This window comes from Novosphingobium olei (genome assembly GCF_012927405.1).
GTDB classification, from domain to species: Bacteria; Pseudomonadota; Alphaproteobacteria; order Sphingomonadales; family Sphingomonadaceae; genus Novosphingobium; species Novosphingobium olei.
The window spans coordinates 335603-347863 of record NZ_JABBGM010000004.1 but is presented as its reverse complement, the minus strand read 5'-3'; the positions used below and the strand labels follow the sequence as shown (position 1 = coordinate 347863).

15 protein-coding genes are annotated in these 12261 nt (G+C 63.5%); 3 read left to right on the top strand and 12 right to left on the bottom strand.

Annotated elements, in window-relative coordinates:
* Nucleotides 1-98: 98 nt before the first annotated feature.
* From HHL27_RS11725 to copC, 8 genes are all read right to left on the bottom strand, one after another.
* Entirely contained in the window at nucleotides 99-1328 is a 1230-nt protein-coding gene (locus HHL27_RS11725) for a TolC family protein (protein ID WP_169493572.1), read from the bottom strand.
* A 138-nt stretch (nucleotides 1329-1466) separates the two neighbouring features.
* Nucleotides 1467-1733 carry a hypothetical protein gene (locus tag HHL27_RS11720; RefSeq protein WP_169493571.1) on the bottom strand — a complete coding sequence of 89 codons (267 nt, stop codon included), beginning with the start codon at nucleotides 1731-1733 and terminating at the stop codon, nucleotides 1467-1469.
* A 71-nt stretch (nucleotides 1734-1804) separates the two neighbouring features.
* The gene (locus HHL27_RS11715) at nucleotides 1805-2176 is read right to left on the bottom strand and encodes a hypothetical protein (protein ID WP_169493570.1); all 372 of its coding nucleotides are present in this window, start codon (nucleotides 2174-2176) and stop codon (nucleotides 1805-1807) included.
* Nucleotides 2173-2619, bottom strand: coding sequence for a Cu(I)-responsive transcriptional regulator (gene cueR, locus HHL27_RS11710; protein ID WP_169493569.1), 447 nt, complete (start codon nucleotides 2617-2619; stop codon nucleotides 2173-2175). Before cueR ends, HHL27_RS11715 begins: the two co-directional genes overlap by 4 nt.
* Nucleotides 2616-2819 carry a DUF2933 domain-containing protein gene (locus HHL27_RS11705; protein WP_206069548.1) on the bottom strand — a complete coding sequence of 68 codons (204 nt, stop codon included), beginning with the start codon at nucleotides 2817-2819 and terminating at the stop codon, nucleotides 2616-2618. The genes cueR and HHL27_RS11705 overlap by 4 nt, the downstream gene beginning before the upstream one ends.
* Nucleotides 2816-5164, bottom strand: coding sequence for a heavy metal translocating P-type ATPase (locus HHL27_RS11700; protein WP_169493674.1), 2349 nt, complete (start codon nucleotides 5162-5164; stop codon nucleotides 2816-2818). Before HHL27_RS11700 ends, HHL27_RS11705 begins: the two co-directional genes overlap by 4 nt.
* 63 nt (nucleotides 5165-5227) lie before the next feature.
* Nucleotides 5228-6160, bottom strand: coding sequence for a copper homeostasis membrane protein CopD (gene copD / locus HHL27_RS11695; protein ID WP_169493568.1), 933 nt, complete (start codon nucleotides 6158-6160; stop codon nucleotides 5228-5230).
* Nucleotides 6161-6166: 6 nt separating this feature from the next.
* Nucleotides 6167-6550: a copper homeostasis periplasmic binding protein CopC gene (copC, locus tag HHL27_RS11690; protein WP_169493567.1), complete on the bottom strand. Its 384-nt coding sequence runs from the start codon at nucleotides 6548-6550 to the stop codon at nucleotides 6167-6169.
* A gap of 138 nt (nucleotides 6551-6688) precedes the next feature.
* Between copC and HHL27_RS11685 the strand changes: the two genes are divergently transcribed.
* Genes HHL27_RS11685 through HHL27_RS11675 form a run of 3 tightly spaced genes read left to right on the top strand, consistent with a single transcriptional unit; the run spans nucleotide 6689 to nucleotide 7982 of the window.
* Nucleotides 6689-6967: a hypothetical protein gene (locus tag HHL27_RS11685; protein WP_169493566.1), complete on the top strand. Its 279-nt coding sequence runs from the start codon at nucleotides 6689-6691 to the stop codon at nucleotides 6965-6967.
* Entirely contained in the window at nucleotides 6964-7419 is a 456-nt protein-coding gene (locus HHL27_RS11680) for a periplasmic heavy metal sensor (RefSeq protein ID WP_169493565.1), read from the top strand. Before HHL27_RS11685 ends, HHL27_RS11680 begins: the two co-directional genes overlap by 4 nt.
* Before the next feature lie 2 nt (nucleotides 7420-7421).
* Nucleotides 7422-7982 carry an RNA polymerase sigma factor gene (locus tag HHL27_RS11675; RefSeq protein ID WP_206069547.1) on the top strand — a complete coding sequence of 187 codons (561 nt, stop codon included), beginning with the start codon at nucleotides 7422-7424 and terminating at the stop codon, nucleotides 7980-7982.
* Nucleotides 7983-8076: 94 nt separating this feature from the next.
* Here the strand turns inward: HHL27_RS11675 and HHL27_RS11670 are convergent, their stop codons facing one another.
* From HHL27_RS11670 to HHL27_RS11655, 4 genes are all read right to left on the bottom strand, one after another.
* The gene (locus tag HHL27_RS11670) at nucleotides 8077-8547 is read right to left on the bottom strand and encodes a DUF305 domain-containing protein (RefSeq protein ID WP_240959701.1); all 471 of its coding nucleotides are present in this window, start codon (nucleotides 8545-8547) and stop codon (nucleotides 8077-8079) included.
* 48 nt (nucleotides 8548-8595) lie between these two features.
* Nucleotides 8596-9792 carry a copper resistance protein B gene (locus HHL27_RS11665; RefSeq protein ID WP_420874055.1) on the bottom strand — a complete coding sequence of 399 codons (1197 nt, stop codon included), beginning with the start codon at nucleotides 9790-9792 and terminating at the stop codon, nucleotides 8596-8598.
* Complete coding sequence (locus HHL27_RS11660) at nucleotides 9789-11750, bottom strand: copper resistance system multicopper oxidase (RefSeq protein ID WP_169493668.1); 1962 nt, start codon at nucleotides 11748-11750, stop codon at nucleotides 9789-9791. Before HHL27_RS11660 ends, HHL27_RS11665 begins: the two co-directional genes overlap by 4 nt.
* A 96-nt stretch (nucleotides 11751-11846) precedes the next feature.
* Complete coding sequence (locus HHL27_RS11655) at nucleotides 11847-12260, bottom strand: MerR family transcriptional regulator (protein WP_169493563.1); 414 nt, start codon at nucleotides 12258-12260, stop codon at nucleotides 11847-11849.
* Between the last annotated feature and the right edge of the window lies 1 nt (nucleotide 12261).

The window sequence follows — 12261 nt, the reverse complement described above, 5'->3', positions numbered from 1 at the left end:
TCCCCCGCGTTGACCAAGCCAATAGCCTCCGCCGCCCGCGATCAGTGCGATTGCCAAAACTCCGGCGCCCCAGCGCACGGCCTGCTTCGCGTCCATGCTCATGGCCGCATCTCCCCATAGGTGAAATTGATCCTGATCGCGTCGCGCGCGACGTCGGCCTCGCGCGACAGCGCATCGTCCTCGGCTTCGGCCAGCGCGAGCGTCGAAAGCAGCGCGCTGCCGAGATCGAGCTTGCCTGCGGCATAGCTCGCCATGTCTAGCTCAGCCCGGCGCTTGGCGAGCGGCACCAGCGTATTGCGCGCATTCATCAGCCGCTGGTGATGCATGACATGGTCGGCAAGATCGCCGTCGAGCGCGGCCACGAGTTCGCGTTCTCCCGCCGTGCGCAGCAGCCGAGCCCGCTCCGCCTCGCTCGCACTCGCGGCGATTTTCGGATCCTGTCTGCGCCTCGAAAAGAGCGGCAGATCGATGCTGACGCCGACCGACACCATATCCCCGTAGGCGGGGTCGCGGCGGCCATAGGAGGTGCTGACACGCCAATCGGGGCGCTTGTCGGCGCGGGCGAGTTCGGTTTCCGCGTCCGCAGCGACGACACTCGCGTCGAGCGCCTGTAGGCTCGGAAGCGAAGCAAGTCCCGCGACAAGCTTCGCGCGGTCGACCTCGAGGATGGGCGGATCGCCCGAAACGTCGACCTCAGGATCGCCGGTAAAGCGCGCCAGACGCGCCTGTGCCTTGGCGACATCGGCGGCAAGCTCGCTGCGCCGGTCGTTGACGGCAGCGCGCAGTTGGTCGGGTTCGAGCGCCGCGCTGGGTCGCGCCGAGCCGGAGGCCAGCCTGGCTGAAACGGTCGCCTGGAGCTCGCCGAGACTTTGATCGAGAACCTGCAACTGTGCGAGCCGTCGTTTGGCATAAAAGAGATCGACCCACGCAAGCGCGGTCTCAAGCCGGACGTTCTGCGCTTCGACCGCAGCCCCTGCCTCGGCAATGCCGATTTCCGCTTGTGCGCGGTCTCGCTGGGCGCGGCGCTTGGCAGGATTGGGGAAAGGCTGCTCGATCCCGATCCTCGCCATTGTCATGCTGTCGCCCTGGAAGGTGAAGGCGGGCGGTCCCGAAACCGGAAAATTGTCGATGCCGATATTGATTGTCGGATCGGGCAATCTGCCTGCGGCGACGGCAGACGAGCGTGCCGCATCGACACCGGATGTACTCGCCTTGAGCGATGGCGCCTCGCGTGCTGCACGCAGAAGTGCGGCATCGAACGTCAGCGGTTCGGCCAGCGCTACGCCCGGGATCGCCGCGAGCAGCGGCGCCAGAACAATCAATCGCATGGGAATCTCCTAATCGGGAGAGCCATGGCCAATGCCGAAACGTGAAGCTGGACAAACGGGCGCCGGCGAAGGGGGCATACTCCGCCGGCACCACGCGCCCGGCCGTGTTCATTGTCGGCTATCGGCCAGGCAATCGCCTCAGCCCGCCGACGGCGCCCCAGTCTTGCCGGGCATGTTCATCATGCAACCGGAAGCATCCGTCTTCATCATGGGGCAGTCGCAATTAGCCATGCTGGTCTCGCCGTCCTTGACCCAGACGCGGACGCGCGAGGGGCGGGTCGACTTGGGTCCAAAGGAGGGCTGGCTGCGCCATTCCCAATGGCCCCCGGCATTGTCATGAGCCGAGGCAATGGATGTGGTAGCGAGTGCTGCCGCAACAGCGGCGAGCGTCAAAATCGTCTTCATTTGAATAATCCTTGGTTGAACTGCGGAGAGACACGAGGCGAACGCACAGGTTCGCCACGCGCCGCTAATGTTCAGCCAAGGCGTGCGGGTGGTTCAGGCTCGGGGCCCAAACTGCGGCCCATCAAGGGCGATGCCGGGGCGAGTTCCGGGGTCATGGCTCGGAATTGCAGTGCTGAATCGGATGCCAGCGGCGGCAAAAGCGCCACCGGTACTGAACAGCCCATCTTGGCGATGCAGTCAGGCGTCATGCCCTCACAGGGCTTCCCGGACTGTGGCTTCTGCTTCGCGAGACCCATCATTTCCGCGCATTCGGGGCTCATCTGCGCGGCGGCCACCCCTTGCTCCGCCTTTTCGACCGGGATAACATGCGCGAATGCCGCTTCCTGGCCCATTAGGCCAAGCAGTGCTCCGACGAGCAACAGCAGAGAGAACCAGCGCTTCACATGACTTCTTTCGGCCTGCGATGGGCTACTGTCAATTCCTGGGGCGAGCGCTGCCGCTCTTCTGCAAGTCCCGCTAGAATTGGACAATCGGGCCGCGCATCACCGCTGCACCCTGCAACCAGTTCAAGCAAAGTGCCGCGCATCGCTTCAAGTGCCGCCGCCTTGCGGGCAAGTTCTTCGGCATGCACAAGGGCAATGGCCTTGACTTCGCTGCTGGCTCTTTCGCGGTCGTCCCAAAGACTGAGAAGTGCGCCTATCTCATCAACCGAGAAGCCAAGATCGCGGGCGTTAGCGATAAAGCGCAGGCGCTCGACCGAACGTGAAGGGTAATCACGATAGCCATTGTCGCGTCGATCGGGCGACGGCATCAATCCGATACCCTCGTAGTGACGGATCATCCGCTGCGACACGCCCGTCGCCTTCGAGACTTGTCCGATGTTCACGGGCGCTCCTCACCCGATTGTCGATGCTGGCCATGATGATGGCTGCCGTGGAAGAAGTGTAGCAGAGGACACGCGAAGAGAAAGGCATAGGGGACCAGGCCAAAAAGATGCTGTCGATGCTCAGGGTAGAGCAGATAGCCTGCGATCAGCGCGGCTGACACTGCCGCAAGCAGCCAGGCCCGCTTGTTGGACAAGTTCATAGCGCGACCCTCCTGAGGCGTAGGGAATTGCCGATGACGCTGACCGAGGAGAGGGCCATCGCCGCCGCCGCGATGATGGGTGAAAGCATCAGGCCGAACAACGGGTACAGCGCGCCAGCCGCCACCGGTATGCCTGCGACATTATAGGCAAAGGCGAAGAACAGGTTCTGGCGAATGTTTCCCATGGTCGCATGGCTGAGGTGGCGGGCGCGGACAATGCCGGTCAGATCGCCCTTGAGCAGTGTCACTCCCGCGCTTTCGATCGCGACATCGGTCCCCGAGCCCATGGCGATGCCGACGTCGGCGGCGGCGAGCGCGGGCGCATCGTTCACACCGTCGCCGGCCATCGCGACGATCCGGCCCTGTTCCCTCAGGCGCTTGACGACCGCGCTCTTCTGGTCGGGAAGAACGTCGGCCTCGATATCCGCGATACCCAGGCGGCGGGCGATCGCCTCTGCCGTGACGCGATTGTCGCCGGTCAGCATGATGACATGGAGGCCCGCCTCGGCGAGCGCTTTGAGCGCTGCAGGCGTTGTTTCCTTGATGGGATCGGCGATGCCGATGGCGCCTGCCATCCTGCCGTCGACGCCAAGGAAGATCGCGGTCGCGCCTCCGCTGCGAAGCCGGTCGGCCCGCGCGCCGAGATCGACCGTCGCAATGCCCTGCTCGTCCAGAAAGCGTGCATTGCCCGCGACAATGCGGCGCCCGTCGATGAGACCTGTGATCCCTTTCCCGACAGGCTGGTCGACTTCGCTGGGCTCGCTGATGGACAGGTTTCGGTCCTCCGCGGCCTTGACGATGGCAAGCGCCAGCGGATGCTCGCTGCTGCGTTCGAGACTGGCGGCAAGGCGCAGCACTTCGTCCTCGCCGAACCCTTCAGTCGTCTCGACAGCGACCACGGCCGGCTTGCCCTGCGTGAGCGTGCCCGTCTTGTCGACGACGAGAGTGTCGACCTTCTCCATGCGTTCGAGGCTTTCGGCGTTCTTGATCAGGATGCCCGCATGGGCACCGCGCCCAACCCCGACCATGATCGACATCGGTGTCGCGAGACCAAGAGCGCAGGGGCAAGCGATGATGAGCACCGCGACCGCTGCGATCAGGCCATAGCCCATGGCAGGGGGCGGACCGACGAGCGACCAGACGATGAAGGCCAGCACCGCGACTGCGATCACCGCGGGAACGAACCAGCCCGAAACCGTATCGGCTAGCCGCTGGATCGGCGCACGGCTGCGCTGCGCATCGGCGACCATCTGGACGATGCGCGAGAGCATGGTGTCGCGCCCGATCTTCTCGGCGCGCATGACAAGGCCGCCGGTTTGGTTGATCGTGCCTCCGATCAGCTTGGAGCCAGCTTCCTTGGTGACGGGCATGGACTCGCCGGTCACCATCGACTCGTCGACCGTGCCGCGGCCGTCGAGGACCACGCCGTCTACCGGCACCTTCTCGCCCGGACGAACTCGCAGAGTGTCTCCGACCAGAACCGCATCGAGAGTAATCTCCTCATCCGCTCCGTCGGCACGAACCCGTCGCGCGAGCTTGGGCGAGAGGTCGAGCAAGGCACGGATCGCGCCGCTCGTCGTCTCGCGTGCGCGCAGTTCGAGCAGCTGGCCGAGCAGGACGAGCACGGTGATCACCGCCGCCGCCTCGAAATACGCCGGAACCGCGCCGTGGGCCGTGCGGAACGCCATCGGGAAGACATCCGGCGCGAGCGTCGCCACCATGCTGTAGACCCAGGCGACACCCGTTCCCATCGCGATCAGTGTGAACATGTTGAGATGGCGGCTTTTCAGCGAGGCCCAGCCACGTTCAAAAAACGGCCAGCCCGCCCAGAGCACGACCGGCGTCGCGAGCGCCATTTGCAGCCAGTTCGACAACTGCTGGCCAATCACTTGGCTCAGGCCCAAAAGATGTCCGCCCATCTCGAGCACGACTACCGGCAACGCGAGGATGAGCCCGATCACGAAGCGCCGCTTCATGTCGGAGTATTCGGCGGATGGCCCGCTATTCAGCGTCGGGGTCATCGGCTCCAGCGCCATGCCGCAGATCGGGCAGCTCCCCGGACCCGGCCGCTGGATCTCGGGGTGCATCGGGCAGGTCCAGACTGCTCCTTCGGGCACGGGCTCCGATCGCTGCGGCGCGCCGCTTGCGTAACGTGTCGGATCGGCGTTGAACTTGGCGAGGCACCCGGCGCTACAGAAGTAATAGTGCGCGCCGGCTTGGGTCGCGACATGCGGTGTAACCGCAGGATCGACGCTCATTCCGCAGACAGGATCTACTGCCAGTTCCGCTACCGGCGACCCGGAATGGGCGCCGTGGCGGTGGTGATCGTGATGCGACTCGGCCATGCTAAATGCTCCTTCAGTCGCCACTTCATGGACCTTCACATCATGTCAGGGTCAATAGCCATTTCATCCCGTGGCGCTCAGCGGGTCCAGGGTGCCGAGCCAAGCGACCAGGGCGAGGATCGCAAGTGCGGCACTACCCTCAGCCAGCAGGCTTCGCCTGAGGCCGGTCACGGCCGAGGTCGGGTTGTCATCGCGGATTCCGAAGCTCAGCGCGGGTGTCAGGCGCCAGCGATTGAGCGCGGCGATAACTAGCATCGCGGCAAACAGCAGCAGCTTGCCAATCAGCATCTTGCCGTATGGCGTCAGGGGGAACTGCGTGAAGTGCGGGAAGCCCACGACCGCGAGGCAATTGATGCCGCCGGTGATGACAATCAGAGCCACCGCAAGCGAGCCGACCCGCGCAAACTGCTCGAGCGCGCGGTACGTCATCGTGAGCCGGGCCGCTGTCTGATGCCTCAAGGGACGGAATAGGAGCAGGGAGAGCGCGGCGATCCCGCCGATCCACACCGCCGCTGCCAGCATGTGGACCATGTCGCTGAGCCGGTGGATCGTACCCATCCAGCCTTCCGTGGCCCCGGCATGACCGGTCCAGACCATCGTTGTGATGGCGAGCGCCGTCGACCCGAGAAGGCCAATGCGGGCAATCGATCGACGCGGCTGCAGTGCAAATGCAGATAGGACCGCTACCGCAAGCGCGACCATTCGTACGATCCAGGCGCTGCCGATCGCGCTTTCAGCGATCAATTCCTTCAGAACCTCGTGGTCCACGGCCCAGATGCTGGCGCCGGTCATTGAGGCAGCGAGCGCCATCATGCCGAAACCGGAGAACAAAAATCCGACAAGCGAAAGGGCAATCGCCGGTTTCGCCAGCGGCAATTCGTCCGCATCGCGCTCCTGGCTAGTGAGCGCATAGAGGGAAAATGCGGACATGCCCGCCAACACCATCAGGTCGGCATAAAGGACGAACCGGATGGCGATGACGGGCAGGTTGTCCATGTGGTCTTACCGCACCGTGAAGCTGAAATTGCCGCCCATGTGGTGCGTGTCGGCTCCGGCAGTGTTCCAGGTGACTCTGTAGGTGCCGGCAGTGAGCGGCCGCCTCAGCAGCAACGTCATCGACTTGCGATCCTTGCCCATTTGGGCAGTGAAGCCGGTGATCGGCATCGGCGCGTGGCTGCCCATTCCGGGCATGCCCGTCATCGCGATCTCTGCCCGCGTCGTTGCAGCGATCACCGCCTCGCTGAAGCGAAGCTCAATTTTCGTCGGAGCGGCAACCGTGGCGTTGGCGGTAGGGCTCGAGGATACGAGCCTCGTGTGAGCAGCGGCAAGCTGTGGGAAAGCGAGTCCCATGGCGGCGATGGCGAGAACGAGACGGGGCAGGCGCATCAGCAAACTCCTTGGCTGCGTGTCATGGGCAAATACGCAGCCGTAAAGCGCATCCCTCACACGTCGCTCAATTCGATTTTACCGAGGGATCGGGCGATGGCCCGCGTATATGCTCACAAGGACCTTAGGAGACCGATTGTGTCCGACCTTGATCGAACGCTTCGCCGACTCGGCGCTTTGCCAGTTCCTGCTGATCTGGCGATGATCGATGGTACCGTGCTCGCCGGCCTTGCGGCCAGGCGCCAGGAGGCATCTGCCGCCCCCCAGCTCATGGGTTTTGCCGCCGCATTCGCATTGGCTCTCGGAATAGCCGGGGGCGGACTGATCGGCGGCGAACCGGCGGTCGCTCAGCCGCTCTCGCCATTCGCGCCCAACAACCCGCTGGCACCCTCGACGCTGCTGGATGTCCATCCGTGAGTTGGGGCAAACGTCTCGGTTTGATCGCGGTCGTTGCCTTCCTGGCGGCATTGGCGGGGACATATGCCGGCAGGACGATCTTCGCGCCTGAGCGGCAGACCGAAACCGAACTTCATGCACTGCTTCACCGCGAGCTGAATCTCGACGCGGCGCAGCGAGCCAAGATCGAGGCGATCGAGCAGCGCTTCGCCACGCGGCGCAGGGCGCTCGAACTCGAGATGCGCGCGGCCAATGCCCATCTCGCATCGGCGATGCAGGCGGAACACGGTTATGGGCCGGAAGTGACAGCCGCCATCGACCACACGCACATGGTCATGGGCCAGATGCAAAAGGAAACGCTCGAACACCTTTTCGCCATGCGTGCCGTGCTGCGGCCAGGTCAGGCTGCAATGTTTGATCGGACTGTCACCAAGGCTCTCGCGCCCGACAACACACCTTCAGACACGCGGTGAGCTTGTCGCTGTCCGATGGCAGCGACGCGGAGCTCGCGGCACTGGTACTTGCCGGTCAGCAGGACGCCTGCCGCGCGCTATTGGCCCGCCATCGCGAAGCCGTGTTCCGCCTCGTGCGAGCATCGATTGGCGATCAACACGAAGCGCTCGATCTGACTCAGGAAACCTTCGTTGCGGCCTTTGCCGCAATCGGCCGCTACGACGGAAACCGACCGTTTCCGGTATGGCTCAAGAGGATCGCGCTCAACAAATGCCGGGATTGGGCACGGCGGCGCAAGGTAAGGTCATTCTTCGTTCGCGCGGCGCCGATCGAAGACGCGGTCGACATCTCCGACGATGCCGCCCCCGCCGATGTCCTCGCCTCAGACCGGGCCGAGCTGGCCCGCGTGGTCGCCGCGATTTCAAGACTGCCTGCACGTCTGCGCGACGTCCTCGTGCTGCGGACGGTCGAGGAACTGAGCCAGGCCGAGGCCGCCGCCGTGCTCGGGGTCAGTGAAAAGACCATCGAGACGCGTCTCTACCGAGCCCGGGCCAAACTGAAAGCCATGCTGGGCGAGATTTGAGGGCGAGCGCTAGGTTGCATGCGATTCGATAACATCGAAAAATCTCTGGCAGCTCTCGCTCCTCGCAGAAAGCTTCAGGGCCGTGATGTTGATGTCACATGCGCTTCAGGATGGCTTCCATCTGATCGATCTCCTGGCGCTGCGAACGGATGATATTGCTGCAAAGCGTTTTGACTTCCGCATCTCGGATGGAGGCCTGTTGGCACATCAGAATCGCTCCAGAATGGTGCGGGATCATCGAGCGGAGGAATGCGCGGTCACCAATCGTCGTTTGGGTCCGGACAAGGGCGAAAGACCCGAGAAACACCACCGCCGAAATCCCGAGGATCGTCATGTTTGCGGTCGTGTTCGGGAACATGTGCTTCATCGCGACGATCATCAGTACCACCATCGGCGCGACCATCATCAGCGTCATGTAGACCATGTTGAGATTGTTGTAGAAGCTCGAGAGGCCGTCGATCATGACGAACATTACGAGATACATGATCACCCCGCTGACCAGCGTCTGGATCGCGAGGCTGATGTAGGGGTTCATCATCCCCGACTTCTCTTGCATCTGCTCCATTGTCCTCTCCTAACCATTTTACCGGCGGTTGTTTCGCTTCTCGCTCCGTCAGAACCAGAACCGAACGCCGGCGACCAAGCTCGTACGAGTGGGATCCTCACCCTCCGCGCGTGCGTAGCGCGCGGTTTGCCCCGTCTTCGCCTCGTATGAGACGCCGATATACGGCGCGAACTGTCGGCTGATTTCGTAGCGCAGACGCAGCCCCAGTTCGGCGCTCGACAAGCCTGCGCCGGTGCGGGTCGCGGGCACGTCCTGAGCGGCCAGGTTGAGTTCGACGCGAGGCTGCAGGACCAGGCGCTGGGTGATGCGCTGATCGTAATATCCCTCAAGCCGGGCGAGCAGATCGCCCTTGTCGGATAAAAACAATGCGCCCTCGACCTCGAACCAATAGGGAGCCAGGCCCTCGAAGCCCACGGCCGCGTAGGTCGTGGGTCGCCCGGGCTCGAAGTCGTGGCGGACACCGGCCTGCAGGTTAAAGTACGGGCCGATCGCGCGGCTGTAGAGCGCTTGGATCTCGGCGCTCTCGACGCCTTCGCGAAACGCACCCTCGCCTTCGGACTTGAGGGTCAGCCGGCTGACGTCGCCGCCGAACCACGCCTCTCCATCCCAACGGTAGCCATCGCGTCCCTTGTGCGCCTGGTACTCAGCTAGATTGAACATGACCTGGTTGAACGATTGGCCGCCGCTCTCCCTCATCATCGAGCTGCGCGACTGCTGCATGTCGCCGGCCGGAAACTGTCGGTCGGCGTAATGGTCCATTGGAGGCAGCGGCGCCGGTGCATTCCCGGCAGGCAGGTTGGTGCCCGTCTGTTCGGTGCTGGACATTCCCGACATATCATGGCCGGCCTGATCAGCAGGCATTTCCATCCCCGGCATGGCGCTATGATCCATGCCCTCCATCGTGCCCGACTGTGCTGGTGCGCCAGGCATCGGCATGGCGCGGTGATCCATTCCGGTCATCTGCGACTGAGCGGCACCGTCAGACATACCCGGTATGCCGGGCATATTTTCCATCGGCTCGCGACCGGCTTTGGCGGGCGGGTGGCGGGCGGGGGCGGTCCTCCGCGCGGTCGGGTGTCTCTGCGGGGTCGGCCGTTTAGCTGCGGGCCGCTTGGCTGCTGGCTTCTTGGACGGCATCGGCATCGACATGCCGGGCATGTTCTGCATGGACTGAGCCTGCGCGGGCGCCGCAACCGTTAGGGCAAGGGCCGACGTGGTCGTGAGCGCGGCGAAAAGGCGGTTCACGCCGCCTCTCCCTTGGGGCGCACGCTCACCGTGCGCATCATTCCGGCGTGCATGTGGTAGAGAAGGTGGCAGTGGAATGCCCAGTCGCCGACCGCGTCGGCGGTAAAGTCCCAGGTCACCTTGCCGCCGGGCTGGACGATGACGGTATGCTTGCGCGGCGCGCGGTCGCCATGCCCGGTCACGAGCTCAAAGAAATGGCCGTGAATGTGGATCGGATGCCCCATCATGCTGTCGTTGATGAGATTGACCCGAACGCGTTCGCCCTCGATGAATGGGATCGGTTCGTGAAAGTCTGACATTTTCTCGCCGTCGAACGACCACATGAAGCGCTCCATGTTGCCGGTGAGGTGAATGTCGATGCTGCGCGACGGCGCACGAACGTCGGGATTCCGTTCGAGCGCCATCAGGTCGCGGTAGGTGAGCACCTTGTGGCCGACGTTCTCGAGGCCCTGGCCGGGCTCGCCAGTTCGGTCCATTGGCATCGGCGAGATGGTTTGTACCCCAGGGCCTTTCTTAACCTGCGGCGCATTCGAGAAGTCGCGCATCTTCATCGACCCCATGTCCATGGAGCCATGATCCATCCCGGCCATTGGGCCCTGCGCCGTTCCCATTGCACCAGGGGCCATGCCGGCCATGGCGTCCGCGCCAGTTGCCGCGCCATGGTCCATTCCGGCCATGCCTGCATGGTCCATCGGCATGTCGCCGTGATCCATCGCCGCCGAGATCGCGGCCATCGCGCCGGTAGCGAGCTTGGCTGAGGAATTCTGTTCTGCGGTCGTGTCTACGCCGCGCTGAGCGCCCACCGACATGTCCATGCCTTCCATCCCGCCCATCGACATGTCGCCCATGCCCATGTCCTTCATCGTCGCGAGCGGGCGCTTTCTAAGCGGCGGAACTTCGGCCGCCATGCCAGGGCGCGGGGCGAGCGTCGCGCGCGCCATGCCCGATCGGTCGACCGCCTCGCCAACCAGTGTGAACGCCTTGTCTTCAGTCGGCGTCACAATGGCGTCGTAGGTCTCGGCGACCCCGATCTGGAATTCGTCGACCGCGACCGGCATCACGTTCTGCCCGTCGGCCTGAACTATGGTGAGCGGAAGCCCTGGGATACGCACGTTGAACGTGGTCATGGCCGACGCGTTGATGATCCGCAGCCGCACGCGCTGTCCTGGGGTGAAAAGCGCAGTCCAGTTGTCGAAGGGGCCGTGCCCGTTGACGAGATATGTGTAGGCGGGACCCGTTGCATCGGAGACATCGGTCGGGTCCATCCGCATTTTGCCCCATTCAAGACGGTCCTTCGCTGTCTGGTCGCGGCCCGCAAGCAGGCCGGCGAGCGTCTGACGCTGAAAGTTGAAGTGGCCCGGATCGACCTTCATTCGGCGAAAGATGCCCTCGGGCGAAATCTGGCTGTGGTCGGATAGGACGATCACGTGCTCGCGGTCGTATTTGATCGGGTCTTCGCCAGCAGGGTCGATGACGATCGGGCCGTAATGGCCGAGTTGCTCCTGGAGCCCCGAATGACTGTGATACCAGTAGGTGCCGCTCTGCTTGACGGGAAATTCGTAGAGGTAGCTTGAACGCGGGCGGATGCCAGGGAACGAGATGCCGGGAACGCCATCGAACTGCGGCGGCACGAGCAAGCCGTGCCAGTGGATCGAGCTGTCCTCGTCGACGAGGTCGTTGATGACATTAAGCCGAACGGTCTGACCTTCGCACAGCCGAATGAGCGGCGCCGGCACCGTGCCATTTATTCCGATCGCTTTCGACGGTCGCCCGTCGATCATCATCGTCTGCCGCGCGATCCGCAGCGTGATGTCGTTGCCGGACAACGTCGGCAAGGGCGCCGTTATGCCCGCCGAAACCGGTTGAGCCCATGCCGGAAAATAGTTCGCCAGGGCGAGACTGCCGCCGACCACGGCGCCGCTGCGCATAAACTGACGCCGACTAAAAGAATGCTGCATTGTCTCTCTTCGCCCGTTCCGACGAGGGGGTTCACATTCGTATACGCGGCAGACGCTGGCTTCCCTCAAAAAAGAAGTGCCCAGGGCGCCAGGAGATCACCGTGCTCGTGGAGCAAGTGTTTCGATAATTTTGCAATCTGCCACCGTTCCATGGCTGCACGAGCCGATAACACGTCCAAGCTCACTGCGCAGTGCAGAAAGGTCGGCGATCTTTCGGTCAATCTCGGTCAAATGAACGCGAGCGATGCGATCGACAGCATGGCAGGATTGATCAGCATCGTCGGCGAGAGTGAGCAACTCGCGCACGGCATCAAGAGGGAAGCCTAGAGCCCGGCTTCGACGAATGAAGGCCAACCGCTGAGTATCTCTGTCGCGGTAGATGCGCCGACCTGAAGACGATCGTTCGGCCTGGGGCAGCAATCCCGCGTCTTCATAAAAGCGGATCGTGTTGACCTTGGTTCCGGTCAATCGGGCCAGGTCGCCGATCGCCAAATGCGCTGCTTCTGCCATC

Coding starts and splice junctions, on each gene's coding strand:
- HHL27_RS11725 (WP_169493572.1), bottom strand. CDS start 1,328: ATGCGATTGATTGTTCTGGCGCCGCTGCTCGCGGCGATCCCGGGCGTA.
- HHL27_RS11720 (WP_169493571.1), bottom strand. CDS start 1,733: ATGAAGACGATTTTGACGCTCGCCGCTGTTGCGGCAGCACTCGCTACC.
- HHL27_RS11705 (WP_206069548.1), bottom strand. CDS start 2,819: ATGAACTTGTCCAACAAGCGGGCCTGGCTGCTTGCGGCAGTGTCAGCC.
- HHL27_RS11700 (WP_169493674.1), bottom strand. CDS start 5,164: ATGGCCGAGTCGCATCACGATCACCACCGCCACGGCGCCCATTCCGGG.
- copD (WP_169493568.1), bottom strand. CDS start 6,160: ATGGACAACCTGCCCGTCATCGCCATCCGGTTCGTCCTTTATGCCGAC.
- copC (WP_169493567.1), bottom strand. CDS start 6,550: ATGCGCCTGCCCCGTCTCGTTCTCGCCATCGCCGCCATGGGACTCGCT.
- HHL27_RS11670 (WP_240959701.1), bottom strand. CDS start 8,547: ATGGAGCAGATGCAAGAGAAGTCGGGGATGATGAACCCCTACATCAGC.
- HHL27_RS11660 (WP_169493668.1), bottom strand. CDS start 11,750: ATGCAGCATTCTTTTAGTCGGCGTCAGTTTATGCGCAGCGGCGCCGTG.
- HHL27_RS11655 (WP_169493563.1), bottom strand. CDS start 12,260: ATGGCAGAAGCAGCGCATTTGGCGATCGGCGACCTGGCCCGATTGACC.